This window comes from Roseibium sp. HPY-6 (assembly GCF_040530035.1).
In the GTDB taxonomy this organism is placed as follows: Bacteria; Pseudomonadota; Alphaproteobacteria; order Rhizobiales; family Stappiaceae; genus Roseibium.
The window spans coordinates 1,672,123-1,692,340 of the sequence record NZ_JBEWCD010000001.1; the positions used below are offsets into that span (position 1 = coordinate 1,672,123).

At 53.1% G+C, this 20,218-nt stretch carries 12 protein-coding genes; 3 read left to right on the forward strand and 9 right to left on the reverse strand.

Annotated elements, in window-relative coordinates:
* Nucleotides 1–431 precede the first annotated feature (431 nt).
* Together ABVF61_RS07930 and ABVF61_RS07935 are read right to left on the reverse strand one after the other, a co-directional pair.
* Nucleotides 432–1,496 (reverse strand): FAD-binding oxidoreductase, encoded by a 1,065-nt coding sequence (locus ABVF61_RS07930; RefSeq protein WP_353992972.1) that lies wholly within the window; start codon nucleotides 1,494–1,496, stop codon nucleotides 432–434.
* A gap of 76 nt (nucleotides 1,497–1,572) precedes the next feature.
* Entirely contained in the window at nucleotides 1,573–2,454 is an 882-nt protein-coding gene (locus ABVF61_RS07935; protein WP_353992973.1) for a LysR family transcriptional regulator, read from the reverse strand.
* A gap of 132 nt (nucleotides 2,455–2,586) precedes the next feature.
* Here ABVF61_RS07935 and ABVF61_RS07940 point away from each other — a divergent pair, with 132 nt between their 5' ends.
* The 3 genes from ABVF61_RS07940 to ABVF61_RS07950 all read left to right on the forward strand — a co-directional run bounded on the left by ABVF61_RS07940 (nucleotide 2,587) and on the right by ABVF61_RS07950 (nucleotide 5,246).
* Nucleotides 2,587–3,669: an amidohydrolase family protein gene (locus ABVF61_RS07940; RefSeq protein WP_353992974.1), complete on the forward strand. Its 1,083-nt coding sequence runs from the start codon at nucleotides 2,587–2,589 to the stop codon at nucleotides 3,667–3,669.
* A gap of 9 nt (nucleotides 3,670–3,678) precedes the next feature.
* A complete protein-coding gene (locus ABVF61_RS07945) occupies nucleotides 3,679–4,032 on the forward strand; it encodes a Rieske (2Fe-2S) protein (protein WP_353992975.1) in 354 nt (117 codons plus the stop codon).
* Nucleotides 4,033–4,394: 362 nt separating this feature from the next.
* Complete coding sequence (locus ABVF61_RS07950) at nucleotides 4,395–5,246, forward strand: peptidoglycan-binding domain-containing protein (protein WP_353992976.1); 852 nt, start codon at nucleotides 4,395–4,397, stop codon at nucleotides 5,244–5,246.
* 125 nt (nucleotides 5,247–5,371) lie between these two features.
* Here ABVF61_RS07950 and ABVF61_RS07955 read toward each other — a convergent pair whose 3' ends face one another.
* From ABVF61_RS07955 to ABVF61_RS07985, 7 genes are all read right to left on the reverse strand, one after another.
* Nucleotides 5,372–5,992 carry an imm11 family protein gene (locus tag ABVF61_RS07955; RefSeq protein WP_353992977.1) on the reverse strand — a complete coding sequence of 207 codons (621 nt, stop codon included), beginning with the start codon at nucleotides 5,990–5,992 and terminating at the stop codon, nucleotides 5,372–5,374.
* A 113-nt stretch (nucleotides 5,993–6,105) separates the two neighbouring features.
* Nucleotides 6,106–6,726, reverse strand: coding sequence for an imm11 family protein (locus ABVF61_RS07960; protein ID WP_353992978.1), 621 nt, complete (start codon nucleotides 6,724–6,726; stop codon nucleotides 6,106–6,108).
* Nucleotides 6,727–6,839: 113 nt separating this feature from the next.
* A complete protein-coding gene (locus ABVF61_RS07965) occupies nucleotides 6,840–7,460 on the reverse strand; it encodes an imm11 family protein (protein ID WP_353992979.1) in 621 nt (206 codons plus the stop codon).
* 114 nt (nucleotides 7,461–7,574) lie between these two features.
* Nucleotides 7,575–8,183, reverse strand: a complete 609-nt coding sequence (locus ABVF61_RS07970; RefSeq protein WP_353992980.1) for an imm11 family protein — start codon at nucleotides 8,181–8,183, stop codon at nucleotides 7,575–7,577.
* A gap of 96 nt (nucleotides 8,184–8,279) precedes the next feature.
* A complete protein-coding gene (locus tag ABVF61_RS07975; RefSeq protein WP_353992981.1) occupies nucleotides 8,280–8,861 on the reverse strand; it encodes an imm11 family protein in 582 nt (193 codons plus the stop codon).
* Between the two features lie 59 nt (nucleotides 8,862–8,920).
* Nucleotides 8,921–9,523, reverse strand: a complete 603-nt coding sequence (locus ABVF61_RS07980; protein ID WP_353992982.1) for a hypothetical protein — start codon at nucleotides 9,521–9,523, stop codon at nucleotides 8,921–8,923.
* Nucleotides 9,524–9,716: 193 nt separating this feature from the next.
* Nucleotides 9,717–19,718, reverse strand: coding sequence for a calcium-binding protein (locus ABVF61_RS07985; RefSeq protein WP_353993687.1), 10,002 nt, complete (start codon nucleotides 19,716–19,718; stop codon nucleotides 9,717–9,719).
* Nucleotides 19,719–20,218 lie beyond the last annotated feature (500 nt).

The window sequence follows — 20,218 nt, forward strand, 5'->3', positions numbered from 1 at the left end:
CCACCAGATCCATCGGAGCAAACTGTTTTTGATAATTCGCGACGAACTGTCGGGACTCGACCAGCGCCGGCTGCCTCATTCAAGCGCAGCGCCTACCGCGTCTTTCTGCGCTGGAACAATACGCGAGACGGGCAAGAACTCGGACCCTTCCGGCAACTGCGGGCCCTGCGCCTCTGGCGCTGCTAGACGCGCAGGGTGCGGCGCAGCGGTCCATTCACCTGGGCTTTCAGTCCGGTGTCTCGTATCTGAAGCAGTAGTTGAGCGAACTCAAATCGATCGGCATCAGTCACGTTGCGCTCAATCTGAGGTGAAACAACGTCGATATCGAAACGACGATGCGACGCACTTCGGATGAAGTTCTGCCGGAATTCGGTCGCTGAGCGAACGACGCTCGATGTTTCACCCTCCCGCGAAGGGGACGGGGGACAGGCTTATGCGTCGACGGAAATCGCGCCCTTTGGACGGCTGCAGCAGGCCAGGATGTAGCCCTGCTCCCGCTCGTGATCCTGCAACCCGCCAAGATCGGTCATGTCCACTTCGCCCTGGGTCAGCAGCACCTTGCAGTTACCGCAAATGCCCTGTTGGCAGGAGGAGTCAATCCAGAGACCGGCGTTCAATGCGGCATCCAAGACAGTCTCTGACGACGCACACACCGATGATTTGCCGCTCCGCGAAAAGAAGATTTCGCCCCCCAGTTCGCTTCTATCGGTGAGAACGATTTTTTCGCCGAAGCTTTCCTCGTGGATCGTAATGACATTCATTTCGCGAGCGATGGTCCGGGCGGTCCGCATGAACCCCTCGGGACCGCACATGAATATGCTCCGCTCTTCGAGATCCGGTACCAGGTCCCGAATGAGCCCGGAACTGATCAGGCCAACAGTGCCGTCAAACCGGTCTTCCTCATCGCACGCGTCGACGACGAAATGCACGTCGATATTCTCATAGCGCCTCGACAGAAACTCCAGCTGATCTTTGAAGATGATGTTTTCCGGACTGCGTGCAAAATGAATGAAAACGGCGTCGGTGTCGTCAACCACATCCGTGATGTACTGGAGCATCGACATCACCGGCGTGATGCCTGACCCTCCCGAAAGGAAAAGCGGTTTCCTGGCGTCGATATCAATGTAGTTGAAAGCGCCGGAGAGATTGTCCACCTCGACCGACATTCCGGGTGCGAGCGTGTTATTGATCCAGTTGGAAACCTTGCCGTCCGGAACACGTTTGACCGTCACCTGCACGTTATGTGGCCGTGTCGGTGTGGAACAGATCGAATAGGCGCGCGGCCAGATCTCGCCGTCGATTTCGAACCGGAAGGTCAGATACTGACCCGGCTTGAAGTCAAAGCTCCGGCTTTGTGAATCCTCGAAGATGAACGTCTTGCTGTCCGCCGTTTCCTCAATGACGGCCTTGCAGATGAGTGTCGCCGGGCCGCCTTTGTAGCATGGCTGATTGTTCGCGGCTTCCAGCGAAAACACATTCTTGTTGGTCGTCAGCATGTCGCGAAAATTCCCCTCCTGGCACTGGCGCCCGGGAAACTACCTCACTGCGAATACTGGTTGGAGATTACAGAATTCAGTTATTGATCAAAATTTTCGATTGTTTGTCGGCCGCAAACGTCTCCAGAGACTTCAAGGCCGAATTCACAACCGGCATGTGCCGCCTTCGCGTATGCACGGCAGAATAAACCTGCTGCGGTATCGTCGGCGCACCGTTGACCGGGTGCAGGTCCGCGACCCCGCTCTTGTCCGGGGCAGTCAGGAAACTGGGAAGATAGAGGGTACCTCCCTTACGGCGAAGGAGATGCAGCGCGAGATCTTCGCTGCCGATGGAAAGCATCGGGTGCGTCAGGTCCGGCAGCAGTTCGTCATGCGTGCGTTCAAAGAATGCCGTGTAGGCGACACGCACGTAATCATTGGCAGAAACGTCTTCCAGTCTTTCAGCCTTCGTGGAAACCATTGTGTAGTCGATCGTATTCAATTCTGAAATGATCAGGTCCGGGACGATCTGCGGCGTGAACAAGATCCCGATATCCGCCTGACCGGTGAGAACATCCCTTTGGATCTGCCCGGAAAAATCTATTTCAACATGCAACTTCAGCTCCGGGTCGTTTGTCTGGAGCGCCTCTATCCAGTCCAGCAGAAAAAACCGGGCCAGCTGGTGCTGACACGCGATCCTCAATCTCCTGCCGTCCGCGCCCGCGCCTTCCCTGACATCACGTCTCGCGTGCCCCCACAAGGCGAGAAAGGCCCGGCTGTGTTCTTCGAACCGTCGGCCCGCGACGGTCGGCTCCGCGCCGCCGCGTCCGCGTTCAAACAGGCGCGCGCCCAATTGGTTTTCAAGTTGCCGTATCCGTGCGCTGACGGTCGACTGAGTGATGTTGAGCCGATCCGCGGTCTTGTTGAAATTGCGCGTCTCGAGAACGTCGAGGAACGTGATCAGCAGCAACTGGTTCATTTAATCGAAATTCCCGATTGATAACGGCGCTACAAGCGCGTGTATGAACAAAATTGTCGATGATATCCGTTTAGCCAAAGCCGGGCAGCAACGCCAGAGGGTCTTTCGATCCTGTTAGCAGCGGAGAAAAATGTGTTTATCGTCGATTGTGATTGCCACAACTATTGGTGCAGCGCGACAGTCCTCGAACCCTATATGGATGGGGTCTTCAAGGACATGTTTGTGCGCGGTGAGAAAACAGGTCCGCGCGGCGCTTTCCCGCATGGCCACCGTCCATGGTTCCACCCGGAAGGCTTTGCACGCCACGATGTCAATCCGGTGGAAGAGGACGACAATTACACCATCATGAAGGAGAAGCACCTTGATAAATACAATATCGATGTCGCGATCCTTACCGGTGACGAGCCTATCGAAGCCTCGACACTTGCCAATCCCTATTACGCCGACGCGCTTTGCCGTGCCTATAACGACTACCTGATCGACTACTGGCTGCCGAAAGATGACCGCTTCTGGGGTTCGATTGTTGTTGCCCCCCAGGATCCGCAGCTGGCAGCGGCCGAGATCCGCCGCGCAGGTGGCCATCCGCGGGTTGTCCAAGTGCTTGTCAGTCACGGCGCTGCGCGCCCATACGGCGATCCGTTCTATCATCCCATTTATGAAGCCTGCGCCGAAATGGGGCTGCCGTTTGCCATGCATCTCGGCGGCCAGGGCGGCATCAATGCAGCGCCGATCGGCGCCGGACCAACGACCTTCTTCTGGGAAACGCATGCCATCCTGCCGCAAACCGCAATGACGCATGTGGCCAGCCTGATTGCACAGGGTGTTTTCGAAAAATGGCCGGCGCTCAAAGTGGTCATTATCGAATGCGGCGTCGCTTGGGTCCCTTCGGTGCTGTGGCGGCTCGACGCAAACTACAAGGCGCTGCGCAAGGAAACGCCCTGGCTGAAGCGTTTGCCGTCAGAATATTTCAAATCCAATATCCGCATGTCCACGCAGCCGCTCGAGCAGCCGCAGAACATTCAGCACTTGTGGGCGACCCTTGAGGCGATGGACGGCGAAAACACCCTGATGTTCGCGTCGGACTATCCGCACTGGGACTATGACGACGTCACGAAATTGCACATCCCCCCGGCCTGGCGCGAAAAGGTTCTCGGACTGAACGCCCTCGATGTCTATTCCCGCCTGCCGCAGCGGGTTCGCGAAGCCGCTGAATAGGAAACACCGATGACAACCAGACACTTTGCCTGCAAAACCGCAGACGTCCTGCGCGATGCCCCGAAAATCGTCAGCGTTTCAAATCTCTCGATCGGCATTTTCAGTCTGAACGACGGCTACCATGCCCTGTTGAATATCTGCCCGCACAAGGGCGCCGCCCTGTGCGAAGGACCGGTCTGCGGCACAACAAGACAAACCTCGGATCGCGAGTTCGTCTATGACCGGGCGGGTGAGCTGGTGCGCTGCGCCTGGCACGGATGGGAATTCGACATCCGCTCCGGCGAATTTCTGGTCGACCCGACCGTCAAAGCCCGCCGCTTCGACGTCTCGGTCGAAGGCGATGACCTCTACCTTCATATCTGACTTGAGGGGCAGCAGCCCAAGCTGCCACGTAAATTTTTGAGAACTGCAGCAGGACAATGTCCTGCTGCAGTTTTTTGATGAGCGCAGCACCGGCTTCCATCCGGCGTACCCGGCAAGCTGTTGGAAAGCTTCCGATGTCTTCTGTCTGCTCACATAGCACTCGAGGATTCGCTGACAGGAATGAACGCTTTCCCGTCAATTACTTAACGTAATTCTCGAAGCAAATTCTCCAGAAACAAATTCAGCGGACGTGCGCGCCAAAAAACTTGGCGCGTTCACCTTCCTGTACTCATATGTTAGTCTGCGCGACCTTGGATTAATTCTTTGCATTTGTTTTAGATATTCGTTTTGGAGTCGTCACCATGCCGAAACTTCCCGGAAAATCCTATGACGAAATGAAAGCCCTGATCGCGGCCAATCACGGCATTGGCTATGTGTTCAGCTGGGAACTCATGCTCGCGATCTGCTGGGAGGAGTCGCTCTTCAACAACGAAGAGCAGGAAGGTGCGGGAACCGCATGGGGTTTTGGTCAGGTAGAGCCTTCGGAATATTACAAGTTCGAGACGGAACAGGCCAAGACGCATGGTTACTACGTCGCCGATCTGCCCCCCAGGGTGAAGGTCGGCAACCGAACAAAACTCATGGGCACGTTGACGGACAATCAGTCGGTTCAAGTCGTTTCCGCTGCCCTGCGTCACAACTACATCTCCCGCAACAAGGGCAAGATGGACGCGCTCTACGCTTATGGCGGCGTCTACTACAAGGGCCCGTCACCGCTCACCGTTCTGGAACGGCTCGCGATCATCGAGGGTTGGCTCGACTGCGAAAAGCATCTGCAATTTTTCCATCAGGGATATGATCCCGACGAGATCATCAAGGGCCTTCACATGGCCCGCAACTTCAAGAAAGTCGAAGCTCTCTTCCGCCCCATTCTGTTTCCATTGGGTGAGGACTATCTGATCGAGTGGCTGAAGGAAGAAATTGCCAGACTGAAGAAAGGCGAGCAGTTCCTGAAGGTCGGAAGCAGCGGCGATGAGGTGACCGCACTTCAGAATGTCCTCAACCACAAGGCCCCTCCGGGTATCGAGGATCTGACGCCTGACGGCATTTTCGGGCCGAAGACAAATGCCGGCGTTTTCGGCTACCAGCGCCGCAGCCAGCTGATCGCCGACGGCATCGTCGGACCGAAAACGCGGCAGAAGTTGACAGCGTGAGTATTCGCTGCAGATGATCGCGTGATGCGGTTTCTGCACTCTTGTCGCAGGTCAATCCATACAGCTTGAAGCAAGCCACCGTTGCAGAAGTGGCGTTCCGTCAACATAAGTAATTAGCTGACTAACTAGTGTAAAATGCGCTTGGTTCGGTAAAAGTTGAGGGGTGAAGGCGATACGTCGTGTTTTACGATCACATCATGCAGTTCGTCTGAAACGAACGCTTTTCCTGGCCCGTAGGCTCCCGGACCTAGCCAAAGGTGCCGGCCCTGTATCCGGTCTTCATGGAGAGCAATTTCTTCCTTGTCTTTTGAAAGGAAAAGCGGGTTAACGCTCATATGCTTGTCACCCGCCAAATCTGTATAGAATTCCAGGTTCTCAGACTTGCCAATATTCACGGCATCGATTGGATCGAGAACATTGATAATGTAGAGTTGCGCGATTTCCTTGCCGTCCGGAGCATCTCGCAAAACGTAAGGATGAAAGTAGTGTCGACCTGGTTCTAATTGTTCGACAGCCTGTTTGATGACATCGGTGCAGTACCAGAACTGAATGCTAAACAGATTTGGAACTACCGATGTTCTTTGCTCCAAATAGCCGCTAGAGGGGAATAATTTCGGGTCGATCATCAAGCCCTTGTCTATAGGTTCTATGAAATCATCAACAATGTCTCCCCACACAGGATCCCAGTATCGGTCTTCGTCGATATCTGGTATATTTTTATAGCTGGTCTTCATGAAATAAGGCACGATTTCATTCTCTTCTTCTCAATTACCGCCGATGCATGCCATCAAAAATCTTGAGTGCCGACGAACAAGAATTAGCTCTCGGCACAAATTTTCAAAAATACTTAGCCGACCAACTAGTGAAGAGTGCGCTTGGTCCTGTAGAACCGCAGAGGCGATGGGGAAATGTCGTTCTCTTTGATAATGTCGTGTAGCTCATCTGAAATGAACGCCTTCGCCGGTCCGAACGCGCCTGGCCCCATCCAAAGATGGCGGTTCTTAATTCGATCTTGGTACAGAGCTATCTCGCGTTTGTCTTTTGACAAAAAGAGAGGATTCACTTTAACGACTTCTTGTCCATCGTACCCGGTGTAAACTTCCAAGTTTTCTGATCGCTCGAGATCCAAAGCATCAATTGAATCAAGTATATTGATTATGTACAATTGGGCGACTTCGTACTTCCTTTCCTGATCCCGTAGCGAAAACGGATGAAATTGGTGCCGCTTGGGCTCCAATCGCTCAATCGCCGCTTTAATAACTTCTGAACAGTACCAAAACTGGCTACAAAATAGTGGCGGTATTTCTTTACGCGCCTCAGTTAAATAGCCACTTTTTTCTAAGTACTTTTCTCCAACCTCTAGTCCCGCATGCATTTTTTTTGTGCGAACTTCTGTTTTTGCACCCCATGCAGCCTCCCAAATTTCATCCACCGCAAAGTTCGGTATATTCTTGTGACTCGTTGTCATGAAGTAAGGCAAGATTTCATTCTCTTTTTCTCAGCTACCGCTGGTCTCATTCGTCGATGTATTACGTGTCTGCTGACGAGCAGTTAGCCCTGAGCGTCATACTTCACAAATAATTAGCTGACTAACTAATGAAGAGTGTGCTTTGTCCGGTAAAACTGCAAAGGTGAAGGCGATACGTCGTGTGTCACGATCACATCATGCAACTCGTCGGAGACGAATGCGTTTCCTGGCCCGTAAGCTCCAGGCCCTATCCAAAGATGCCGACCCTGTATCCGATCTTCATGGAGAGCGATTTCGCGTTTGTCCGAGGACAAATAAATCGAATTTACCGTTGTAACTTTTTTTCCAGACAGGTTTTTTCTGATGTCAAGATTTTCGGACCTCTCAACATCGACTGCATCAATTGGATCAACGATGTTGATGATGTAGATTTGGGCGAATTCCTTTCCTTCTGGCGCATCTCGTAAAACGTATGGATGAAAGTAATGTCGGCCAGGTTCTAATCGTTCGATAGCATGTTTGATGACATCGGTGCAGTACCAAAACTGAATGCTAAACAGATTTGGAATTACTGATGTTTTTTGCTCTAGAAATCCACTAGAGGGAAATAAATCCGGGTCTATTTTCACACCGCGATCAATCGGCTCCATAAAGTTTCGAACGACACTCCCCCATTTTTCATCCCAATGTTTGTCTTCATCTATAGCAGGAATACTCTTGAAACTCGTTGTCATGAAGTATGGCAAGATTTCATTCTCCTTTCCTCAGCTAGCGCTGATCTCATTCGTCGGATGTCTTACGTGTCTGCTGACAATCAGTTAGTCCTGCGCGTCATACTTCGCAAATAATTAGCTGGCTAACTAGTGTAAATTGCGCTTTGTCCGGTAAAACTTCAAGGGTGAAGGCTCTATATCGTGTTGCAATATTACTTCATGCAATTCATCAGATACAAACGCCTTACCTGGCCCGTATGCGCCGGGGCCCAACCAAAGATGACGCTTTTGTGTTCCATCATCGCGCAGCGAAATTTCACGTTTTTCCATGGACAGATAAGCAGGATTAAGTGCAACTCCGCGCTTGCCGGCTAAATCTGTATAAACATCAAGATTCTGCGAATTACTGACATCCAGTAAGTCAATCGGATCTAAAATATTTATGATGAATAACTCCTTTACAGTTTTTTTGTTTTCTACGTCACGCAATGTAAATGGGTGAAATTTGTGTCGACTAGGCTCCAGACGCTCTATCGCTTCCCGGATGACACTTGTACAAAACCAATATTGAATAGAGAAAAGATCGGGAATGATTGGCATTTTTTCTCTTAAGTACCCACCCAACGGGAAGTATTTCGCATCAACATTTAAACCCTTATCAATTGGCTCAAGTAGAGTTTCTACAATACTACCCCATTGATCGTTCCAATATTCATCTATCTCAATGCTTGGTACTCCTTCGTAGTTTTTTGTCATAAAGTATGGCACGTTTTCATTCTCGAATTATCGGTTGCTGCTAATATCTGCCATCAAAAATCTTGAGTCTCTGCTGCCAAATATTCGTCCTCAATATCAAGCTTCACGCATCGGCGTGAAGTCGAACCCCTTGAGCTTCGCCGACTTCACTCTCTTGAAGAATTCGTCCGAGCAGAAGAAGAGGTTGCTGAAGTTCTTGTCGCCGGTCCAGAAATGACGGTGGATTGTGGCATTTCGCCTGACAGTCAAATTCGGTCTAACCTTTGCAATCTGCAAGAATCGATACCCGTTGTCGGTTGTGTCTGTATACACATCAGATTCCTCCGGAACGATCGCATCAACTGCTGAGCGGACATGCAACACGAAGAAGTCTCCCTCGAACGGCTCACCGTTCTTTCTGAAAAGGTCAACCGGTATGAACTGATGCTTGCCGGGTTCGAACTCATCAAGAATGTCTTTTGTGTTGCTGCTGACCGCGTATTTGCCGGACAGCAGAAAGAAGTCCGGAAGAGCTTTGTGTGCCGACTTGATTTTCAATGAGCGCGGAAAACCCTCCACGGCAAGCCGTGTCCCGGGCGGCGTTTCATGCGGCATGTCTCTGAAATAGTGGGGCTCGCCCACCCAGTCGAACACCGGGCAGTAGCGAGTGTTTGATGTCTGATCAGCCAGATAGGCCAAAAGGTCCTCACGTCTTCAAAAATCTGCGAACACAAAACAAGGTTTCAGGCCTCATACGCTCAGGAAAGAACCACACAGGGCTTCAGACCCGTTCGACCAAATTTGCCCTTCTTGATTGCGTCACCGAGTGGGCCGGAGAAGAAAGGAGTCTGACCTAGAATTGGATCCATCCAGACATCCACGCCATCTATGACCGCAGATTCCCGAACGGCTATTCCGTCGTAGCCGTTTGGAGCGGTCCAGAAAAAATCACCGCCAATATTGTCGAATGGTCCCTTAGACTCATTTGGCACAAAACAGTCAGTTTTCTTCTCAACTATGTTGAAAACAAAAAACCGCATTGGCAGCTTCGACTGCCTGGCACTTTCATAAAGTGCCGTTTCAACTAGTTGATTGCTGCCTAAATCAAAGTTACCCAATAATTCAACAAAGCGTTCCGAAACCAAGACAAGAAAACCGCGTATCGAAAATATTTCTGTCGGTTTTACACCAAGATTTTCCAGGTAAACCTTCCGCGGAAACCAATCAGGGTCAATCTGAGCGCCGCGCTTAAACTTTCTACACATTTCCGCACTGTGCGGTTCATCGTCGTACGAAATAAACTTAAGATAATTGGTCCGTCCCCAAGCTTCGCTCGTCCAAACTTTGGTCTTTCCGGTCATCTTAGCCAACCAATTGCACAAGGACCGAGCACGTTCCGAGATTGCCCATCCTCCATGAAACATGAGGTCCAAAACCAAACACTTGGTGAACAACGCTACGGACTGAACCTCCAGCACAAGTTGTTTGACTACCCCGCACACTCATGCGGGGCGCTTTAGTTGCCTCTAAGGCGCCAACCAACACGCCTGCGGACTAGACGAACTGGAAATCGTCCTGATGAAGATCGGCGACGAGGACGCTCTTCAGGACAATGCTGGTGGCTGCATCAATCGCGATCGTCGTATCCGCGCCGTCGTCGGTCGCAGCCGCAATTACGGCAGCGAAGTCGGCGAACTGGCCAGTGGTGAATTCAAGTAGATCAGCAGATCCTGCACCAGCGCTGAAGTCCGTGATCGTGTCGTGACCGCCCGCATTGACGGAGAACACGAAGGTGTCGCTGCCGCCGCCACCGGTGAACTGATTGTCCACCGAGGAGCCGATGATGCGGTTGTCGCCGCTGCCTGCGATCAGGTTTTCGAAGTTGAGGATGGTTTCAGAACCCCCGCTTTCGAAGGCCACCGTACCAGCCGTCAGGTCGAAGACTTCGTCTCCGGCTGCGAAGGTGAAGTCGAGCGTGTCGACATCCGCGCCGCCATCGAACGTATCCGCACCCTGGTTGGCGATGATCAGGTCGTTTCCGGCACCGCCGTAATGATCGTCGTCGCCGCGTCCGCCGTTCAGGATATCGTCGCCGTCGCCGCCATTGAGGACGTCGTTGCCATAGGTGCCGAAGATATCGTCACTCTGGTCCGTGCCGGAGAAATAGGTCTGGTTGAGGAAATCGGTATGGCTGAGCCGCGTTCCATCCGAGAACTCGAACCACTCGATCTGGTACTCCTGGTACCAGGAGACTTCCCGCAGCGCCTCCAGAATGGCGATGCTGCCGCTTCTGCCATCGAAAGTCAGCACCAGATCGTCCTCAGAATAGGTGACGTTGATCTGGTCGATCGTGATCCCGCTTGCGAAAACCAGCGTGTCGTTGAGGTCCGAGGAGCTGCGTCCCCATTCCTGAATGCGAATGTCGCCAATGGCATCCGACATGATGATGCGATCGGATCCGCGATGGGTGTAGATGGTATCGGAGCCAAGACCCAGCGTGAACGTATCCGCACCGTAAGTGCCTCTTACGACATCATCGCCATCCGTGCCCTTGAAGTAGGTTTGGGCATAAAAGTCCTGGTAGTTGAGGCGTGTACCGTCGGAGAATTCAAACCAGTCGATCTGCCGCTCCAGGTACCAGGAAACGTCACGCGACGCCTGTTCGATGGTGATCGATCCGGCCCTGTCGGTGAAACTCAGCCGGATGTGGTCGCCGTCCCGGGTGCCGATGATCTCGTCAATGGTGACGCCGTCGGCAAAGACCAGAGTGTCGTTGACATCCGACGACGAGCGGCCCCAGTCATGCAGACGGATATCGCCGATGGCGTCCGACATCACAATGCGGTCGGAACCACGGTGCAGATAGATCGTGTCGGACCCGAGGCCGAGCGTGAACGTATCCGCGCCATAGGTGCCCCGAATGACATCATTGCCGTCCGTGCCCATGAAATAGGTCTGGGCATAAAAGTCCTGATAGCTGAGGCGTGTGCCGTCGGAGAATTCGAACCAGTCGATCTGGCGTTCCAGATACCAGGAGACATCGCGCGATGCCTGTTCGATGGTGATTGACCCGGCACGGTCGGTGAAGCTCAGCCGGATATGATCGCCATCGCGCGTACCGATGATCTCGTCGATGGTGATGCCATCGGCAAAGACCAGCGTGTCGTCGACGTCCGAGGACGACCGTCCCCAGTCATGTAGACGGATGTCGCTGATCGCATCCGACATGACGATACGGTCGGAGCCACGGTTGAGGTAAAGCGTGTCGGATCCGAGACCGAGTGTGAACGTATCGACACCATAAGTGCCCGTGATGACATCGTTACCAACCGTGCCCTTGAAGTAGGTCTCGGCAAAGAAGTCCTCGTGGCTGAGAACGGTTCCGTCCGAGAACTCGAACCAGTCGATCTGACGCTGGTGCCAGCTGGAGGAATCCTTCGAGAAATCCTTGATCGTGATGCTGCCACTCAGCCCCTCGAAGGAGAGCACGACATGATCGCCGTTCCTGAGCGCGCGCACATCGGACAACGCGATACCCTCGGCGAAAATGATCCGGTCGTTCTCATCGGCCGCGCCGCTGCCGGTGTCGTAAAGCGTATAGTCACCGGTATCCGCCGACACAATCAGCGTATCCGCACCTGTGCCCAGATTGATCGTGTGTGTTCCACCCGCCAGACGATAAAGATCATCCCCCGACGTTCCGTTGATCGTGGCCGGATCGAGCTCATCGATCACATCCGGCTGGACATAGCCGGCGGTAACGCTTGCTGTTCGAGTGTAGACACCATCCGTGACCAGATAGTCGAAGGTGACCGGTACGTCCGGATCATCCAACACGATCGAGATCGATTCGTTAGCTCCAATCGTCAGTTGACCGCCAACAATATTCTGGAAGCCTGTGATCGAAAGCGTGTCATTGTCGGGATCGCTGTCATTAGACAGGAGTTCGGCATAAGTGATCTCAATCGGATCGCCGGGGATCAACGACGTGAAGATATCACTGCTGGCAATTGGCGCCGAATTGTCGACAGCCATCGCAAGCATGTCACTCCGCGACCATTCTGAGCCATCTGCAAAGACGACTTTGTCGACACCGCTGCCAAACCAGTTTCTTGCCGTCTCATCAAAGACAATGCTGCCACCATCGCCAGCGCCGGGAGTGCTTTCTGCAATCACCAGCAGGATATGATCGCCATCGCGGTAGACGCTGACCTGAGCTGGGTTGATATCCGTGAACGAAAGCGTGTCGTTGTAACCCGAGAAGCTGTTTTCATCGATGGTGTCGTGGCCATCGCCTCGGGTGTAGATATAGGTGTCGTCACCTTCACCACCCTGGAGCAGATCGTCACCGAGACCGCCCTGGAGCACGTCACCGGTATTGTATCCTGTTACAGTATCATGGCTATCCGTTTGCGACGCCTCTATCAGCATGACCCGGATATCGCCACGACTCCAGATAGTACCGTCCTCGAAGACGACTTTTTCGACACCTTCATCGAAATCCGCGTCAAGGCTTTCGGCAAGTGTGATCGTTCCTTCGTCCCCGGCGCCGGGCACACTTTCAAGAATGACAAGTCGGATGTCGTTGCCGTCTCGCTCGATAGAGACCTCGTCCGGATTGATACCTACGAGCTGGACTCGGTCCTCGCCGGCGCCCAATCGCCCATCAATTACCGTATCGTTGCCATCCCCACGAGAATAAACATATGTGTCACCACCGCTGCCACCCTGCAGCGTGTCGTTTCCAAGGCCTCCCTCAATCGTGTCTGCGACGTTGAAGCCGATCACAGTGTCGTCGCCGTCCGTTTGAGACGCTTCTATGAGCTTCGCCCGGATGTCTCCTCGGCTCCATACCGTTCCATCTGCGAAAATGACTTGTTCAATTCCCTCATTGAAATCCGCATCCAGGCTTTCCACCAGCGTTATTGATCCGCCATCAGCTGCACCCTGAACGCTTTCGGCAATAACAATTCGGACATTGTTTCCGTCGCGTTCCAGATTGATTTCCTCTGGAATTATGTCTTCAAGGCGAACGGTGTCAGTGCCAAAGCCTGTGCGCATATCAGAAATGCTGTCATCGCCGTCTCCCCGCAAATAAATGTAGGTGTCTCCGCCATTGCCCCCGGTGAGAATGTCGTCTCCGAGACCGCCCCGGATTGTGTCGGAGGCATTGAACCCAACGATAGTATCGTTTCCGTCGCTCGCAGCAGCTTCCAGCAGTTTTGCCCTGAGATCACCACGGGTCCAGACAATCCCGTTGTCAAATATGACCTTCTCGATGCCTCGATTGAAATCGGCGTCGAGAGTTTCCCTAAGGAGGATTGAACCACCGTCGCCAGCACCGGCCGAGGTCTCCGCAATGACTATGCGAAGGTCGTTTGCGATACGCTCCAGCAAAATTTCATCCGGCAGGATGCCTTCCAACCGCACAATATCTTCGCCGTGGTTCGTGCGCCCATCGATGATTTCATCGTCACCATCACCGCGCGCGTAAAGATATGTGTCACCGCTGTTCCCACCGTCGATAACATCATCGCCCAAACCTCCAGCGAGAATGTTTTCGCCTGAAGTCCCGTCAATCGTATCGTTGTTGTCTGTACCGGAATGATCGACAAGTCTTGCCCGCAGGTCCATCCCGGTCCAAGTCGTGCCGTCTTCGAACAGAATCCTTTCGACTCCCGCGCCGCCCGCGCCCTGAAGGTTGAATTCAAGAGAGATTGACCCGCCGTCCGAACCGCTTGTCGTGCTCGGCGCAATGGTGAGTACAACGGTCTCGCCCGAACGGCTCACGGTGACCTCATCGCTCGCGATACCGATCAGCGAAAGCTGATCGAGTTCTGCGAGATCGGACTGCAGCTCGGTTATCCGGTCGTGCCCGTCGCCTCGTGTGTAGACATAGGTGTCCGGTCCTGCTCCAGCCCTCAGATGATCGTCACCAAGTCCACCGACCAGCGTGTCTGCGTTGTTGGTTCCCCAAAAAACGTCATCGCCGTCGGTGTTGACTTCGCCGTCGATTAGATCCCGGACATGAGCACTTTCCCATATCAGTCCATTGTCAAAGACGATCTGTGCGATTTCATCGACAGAACCGTCGACCGCATTGTTCTTGAGTGTGATTGCGTCCGATGTCCCAATGAACGAAAGAAGAATATCATTCGTTCCAGCGATCTGACTAACGATAACCTCTTCAGGCGCGTAACCGTGCAGTAAAATCTTGTCGGCCTCGCTCCCAAAGCCGCCGTCCTCGATAAGGTCGACACCGTCTCCGCGGGTAAACACATATGTGTCATCACCACGGCCACCGATGAGGTAGTCGTTTCCGAGACTGCCGATTACGGTATCGTTACCGAGCCCCGCATGAAGTTCGTCGTCACCAAGGCCGCCATTGATCGTGTCGCTGGTGGCGTATCCGACGAAGAAGTCGTTGCTATCCGTCAGATTTTTGTCTTCGTATTTCTGACGCAGGTCAGCCGCGGTCCAACTGGTTCCGTCGCTAAAGACAAAGTTCTCGATGCCGGCAGTGGCATCCGTCTGGATCTGATTGTCGAGCAGAATTTCAGACCCGTCGCCGAGCTTCAGCCTAACGTCTTCTATGTCAGACAGATCTCTGAGAATTTCGATGTCCGCGCTCTCGATCGCGGCGCCAAATACGAGCGTATCATTCCCGTCTGCCGAACGCTCAACAAGCGTGTCGTTGCCGTCACCGGTTTCGTAAATGTAAGTGTCGTCGCCTTCACCGCCCGTGATGTGGTCGTCGCCTGCGCCGCCCACATAGGTATTGTTGCCGTGGAAGCCGAAGATGGTGTCGTTGCCCGCCAGCGCGCGGATTTCACCTCCGAGATCGCCGAAGCCTTCTATCGAGTCGTCCCCGTTGGAAATGGCCCCCTCGACATAGCGAGCCATGAGCTCCGAAGTCCTCCAGAGCGTTCCGTCTTCAAACAGAACTTCTTCAACAGTATTGAAGCTGAAGCCGAAGATCTTTGACCGGTAATTGCTGATAGTAATGGTTTCGCCCGTTTCGACCGTCAAGGTTAGATCGAGCCCGTTTTCGCCGGTCCAGGTGACACTCACCTCCGAAGTCTCGATCCCCGCACCAAAAACGATACGATCATCCCCGCCGATAAACGCAGAGGCGGCGAAGTCGTTGATCAGGTCATGGCCGTAGCCGTAGCCGAAGTGGTATGTGTCTGCATATTCTCCGCCGTGATAGACATCATTGCCTGCACCGCCATCGAAGACATCTTCCGACGCGAAACCGTAAAGGACATCGTCTCCTGCCGTTGGCTGGATCAGTTGATCCTTGATCTCCTGTAGCGAAACAGTACTGCCATCCTCGAATTCGAACTGCTCAATCGCGTAGTGTTTGTTGCCGAAATTGTCGTAGGTGAACTGGCTGTTGATGGTCAGCTGGCTGCCATCAGACAGCGTCGCGATAAGGTCGTTCGCCCCTCCGTCACGGGACCAGGTCACATCCGCTTGCGTGACGCCCGGGCCAAAAAGCAGCTTGTCACTGTCGTTGGTGAAAATCGATACGAGCTGATCGTATACGACATCCTCGCCGTACCCAAAGCCGAAGACATAAGTGTCGTTGCCGTCGCCGCCGTTGAGGTAGTCGTTACCCGCTCCGCCGTCTAGGACGTCATCTCGCCAGAAACCGTAGAGACTGTCGTCTCCAGTCGTTCCTTGCAACATACGGTCATAAATGTCTTCCTGGTTCCAGATGGTTCCGTCTTCGAATTCGAAGGTCTCGATCGCAAAGATGTGCGAACCGTCGATGTTGAGGCCCAGGAACTGGCGCAAGATCTTAAATTCACTGCCATCTGAGAGCCTGACAGTGAGGTCTGCACTGTTCCCGTCACGCTCCAGCGTCACATCAGCTTCTGTGACCCCTGCACCGAACAAAACCCTGTCCGTGTTCTCAAAGCCCACATTGACGTTCGCGCCGCCCTCATCAAAGATATCCGACCCATAGCCGAAGCCGAATTTGTAGGTGTCATTCTTGTTGCCGCCAATAAGAGTGTCGTTGCCGGCACCTCCGTCGAGAACATCGTCGAAAGTGAAGCCGTAAATAACATCGTCACCATCGGTTTTCGCCTTCGCAACCAACTCGCGCATGATGTCTTCATGGCTGAACCCGAGACTTCCGATACCGACTTTCTCAAATTGAAAAGACTCAATCCGGTCAATCCAGTATTCCTGCCCCAGAGCCGTGCTGCCAAAAAACTGCCCCTGGATTGTCAGGCTGTCGCCACCGGTCGTGTTGATGATAAGGGTGTTGCTGTTCCCATCCCGAAAAAAAGATATTTCGTCGCGAGTCAGGCCTTCACCGAACATCACCACGTCCATTCCTTCTGAACCGACATTCATTTGGCGGTCGAGAATAGTGTCGTGCCCGTAGCCTGCATCAAATCGGTAGATATCGAAGTTGTTTCCGCCCTGAAGAAAATCGTCGCCGAGTCCCCCGTCCAAGACGTCGAAGTGATCTGTGCCGATTAGGGTTTCGTCCGTGTCGAGCGGATGCGAGACCGCTTCGGCGATTTCACCTGCACCCCACACGTCGCCATTTGCGAAGACGATTTCCTCGATACCCTGGAACGGTCCAACCTGACTGCCGAAAAGCGTGTAATTGATGTCATGGAACTGACCGGTGACACGCACGCTGTCACCAGTCGCAGTGACGGTCAGGACAAGATCCTTGCCGTCACGGATTGCAACGATGTCTTCCGGCGTCAAATGCGCAAATCGGATCGTGTCGAAACTATCAGCGCTGCTCTCATAGTCGTTGATGACGTCGTGGCCGAAATTCTCGCCGAAGACGAAGACATCGCTGCCCGCCTTGCTTTCCACCACGTCGTCGCCGGTGGACATGTAGAAGATTTCCTGGTCGTTCGTTCCTGTCCGCGTGCCGCTGCCATAGTCGACAATATCCGGCGAAATGCCGAGGCTTTCCGCGGCCACTGCCAGGCTGACCGGCAAGCCGATAGTCTCGTAGGCAGCCACTACATTTGTGAAAATGAACGGCGCGTTGATGTTGTTTCCACCAGGGCGTTCAAAGTCGGACAGAAGCGCATCGATCAGAGGCTTCCAGGACGTCAGCCAGGATTCAGCGCCAGCGGCATCGGCTGGTGCCGTCTCGAAGACTTTCTTGAAGAACGGGATCAGCTCGAAATCCGTTGTCGGACGGAAACGGTCATCTTCAACGGAGTACTCGACACCATCAAAATAGTCCTTAAGTCCACCCTGCATGGCAAGGCGCAGTGTCAACTGCTCCGAAACGCGTTCTGTCGTTTCAAGCATTCCGGCAAAGCCGGAGACGGATGTTGACGAGAAACCGGTCGGATCGTTGATCGGAATCTCTTCGCCGAAATACCGTTCCATGAACGCGAACTTCTCGGCGGAAACCATTTCCCAGCTGAGGTCTGCCACACCGCTCTGATGAGCCAGCAACTCCTCCAGGGTCGGGTAATCGATCGTCTGGCCCTGATCGTCCTTGACCGGTGTCCCCCCTGCCGTTCTCCAAAAAGTAACGTTAACGGTACTGTCATCGGCAAGCGTAATCGTTTCGCTGGTCTGATAGGCAAAGTCCCGAACATCAATCTGGCCGTCTGTTCGGCTGATAAATGCGGGAACATCCGAATAGTTGCCGGTATTGGGCAAAACAGGCGCAGCATTGGTCCAGGCGTTCAGGATCGTGGTCGCGCGCTCATAGAGCACATCCAGGTCGACCACGTTCAGGGTTGGCAGCACGGTGTTAATTGTCTGCGCCAACGCACCATTAATCCCGTCAAGCGTAACGGAGACTTGAAGGTCTGCCAGGGTGCCGTGGCCCTTGAGTTTTGGCATCGTCGCCAGGACTTCAGGCGCAATTGTTGTGTCCCCGGTATAAACCGTATTGTAGTTGTTAATGCGGAATGTGACATCGCCGACCTCACCGGTGGTGCCGTCCGCATAAGTGAAGGAGCCGGTGCGTTCGACAGTGTTGAGAGCGTTCGTGCTGCCATCTTCGGTTGCCTGCAGGCTGATGGATTGGATGTTGAGATCAGCCAGTGAGAACAGCTCACCAGCATCTGTTTCGCCGTCCCTGTCGAGATCCCGCCAGACCCTGAGATCGTTAAAGACGGCATCGTTTGCGTCGATGATGCCATCCGAATTGTCGTCGTGCTGAGCCAATTCAGAGAATCCGGACTGACCGGCACCACCGAAAAGCTCGCCGATGTCGTCGATCACGCCGTTGCCGTTGCTGTCCAGCGCCAGCATACCGTCATCGGGCGCCACCCAGCCGGTGTGCTCGGCAAACCCGTCGCCATCCATGTCGAACATCGGACTGACGCCCGTGACCATGGATGTGAGTTCAAGGCCGTCACCGTCCAGGTCGAGGACCAGCGGGTCAACACCGCCTGCGGTCGCCTTAAAATCTATGTCTTTTACGCGCCTTTCTATGAGCTCCCACATCGTGAGATCGCCATCTTGATCATCAATCCCGGGGCCTTTCAACAGCTGCCAAGTATTTACCCAAGTTTCAGCTAGCCGAATACCCGCCGAAAGTTCAGAGGAATTTGCATCTGGCGAATTGTTGTAGTTCGCTATGTAAATAAAAGAAGTTTCGTCACCATCGGTTGATTGGCGGTCTCCAATCACCAATTCACCATGATCGTTGATACCGACCCTGAGTGCGCCGGAGAGTCCGTAAAAGTATTTACTCTCGGAATCTCGATGCTTCCGATACGTACCAGCAACATCAAAAAAACCGTACACGGCGATTTCGTCGTAACCATCTGCGTCCTTTATCAAAGTTCCGCGAGCGGTATCCAAACGGACACGGTCTATGTCATCTGATCCACCTGGCCCTAATTCAATTACCGAACCTATCCCCGCTGCTACGAGCGTGTCGATGCCGTCCCCAAGATTGATTTCTGCTGCACCATAAACTTCGACGATGTCATCATTTATTCCCGCATCAATAATAAGTTCTTTCCGCTCTTCTTTAAGTGATTGAGGATCGTCGCTTTCAATACTGTTAATAGCATAGATGTGGTCATCTCCCGAGCCTCCGAATATTTCTAAACTTGGGAGCGAGCCTTCCACTTGACTGGTCACCGCAAATATCGCGTCATTACCACCTCCCGCATCAATTTTGCCAGTGCCCATGTGAGATAAGGTATCGTCCAACCCCCCGCCTTTGAGTGTCGCAACATCCACTGCCAGTAGATGCTGACCTTCACTAGAAACCTCGATTTCCGGAACATCGGAAACGATAAGTACTTCAGAAAATGCCTTTTTCGCTCCCTCCATCACAACTTCAAAAGCTTGAATTGCGAGTGTCTCGATGCCGCGCAATGATCTTGCAGCTGCTTGCGCGAATTCCCATTCTGGAAAAGCATCTGCAAGATTCTCAACTGCATCAACCAATTGATCGAATGTTGCGACAGCAGTGAATCCAAGTAGAACCGCAACACCTGTCGAGCCGAATACATATGATACCGTCCCGAACGCAGCGATGCCGGCAAATACTGCAAACGCAGCTGAACCTAGATTTTCAGCGGTTGCGTATTGCATAATATCTTCAAGAATCTCGCTGAAGTCTTTGTCTTCATCATAAGCCGTTTTGGCATATGCGATTCCATTGACGCCATACACAAACGCATCGGCGAAATTTATAGCGTTATCTGCCGCGTAAATAGCAGCAGTTGCATACTTGAGCGGACCAAGATCAATTGGAAACTTGCCGACTTCAGGGTGGTATTCATACCGCTGTACCGCGCTTATAAGCTTACCATTGTCATCTAGAGGGCTGTATCGCGTCTTACGATCACCAAAAGTTCCACCCGCCAACCCAGATTTGTAGGCTTCACTCGCCGTTACATCTTGCCAACTTATATTGTTAAATACATCAGCATGATTTCGTCCAGAAGCTCGGAAGCTTAAATCGTCTGCCCCGAGCGCTAGGAGCGGCAACGGTGTTTTGTCATCTTTAAGGTATGAACCAGTGGTAAGTCCATCCATCAAAAAAGTCTGGACTCCCGTTACTTTTGGCGCTGCTTCTTTTAATGCAATAT

What these genes read in the sequence shown, in the direction of transcription:
- ABVF61_RS07935 (WP_353992973.1), bottom strand. Translation starts at nt 2,454, where the DNA reads ATGAACCAGTTGCTGCTGATCACGTTCCTCGACGTTCTCGAGACGCGC.
- ABVF61_RS07945 (WP_353992975.1), top strand. Translation starts at nt 3,679, where the DNA reads ATGACAACCAGACACTTTGCCTGCAAAACCGCAGACGTCCTGCGCGAT.
- ABVF61_RS07970 (WP_353992980.1), bottom strand. Translation starts at nt 8,183, where the DNA reads ATGACAAAAAACTACGAAGGAGTACCAAGCATTGAGATAGATGAATAT.
- ABVF61_RS07985 (WP_353993687.1), bottom strand. Translation starts at nt 19,718, where the DNA reads ATGCAATACGCAACCGCTGAAAATCTAGGTTCAGCTGCGTTTGCAGTA.
- ABVF61_RS07980 (WP_353992982.1), bottom strand. Translation starts at nt 9,523, where the DNA reads ATGACCGGAAAGACCAAAGTTTGGACGAGCGAAGCTTGGGGACGGACC.
- ABVF61_RS07950 (WP_353992976.1), top strand. Translation starts at nt 4,395, where the DNA reads ATGCCGAAACTTCCCGGAAAATCCTATGACGAAATGAAAGCCCTGATC.
- ABVF61_RS07930 (WP_353992972.1), bottom strand. Translation starts at nt 1,496, where the DNA reads ATGCTGACGACCAACAAGAATGTGTTTTCGCTGGAAGCCGCGAACAAT.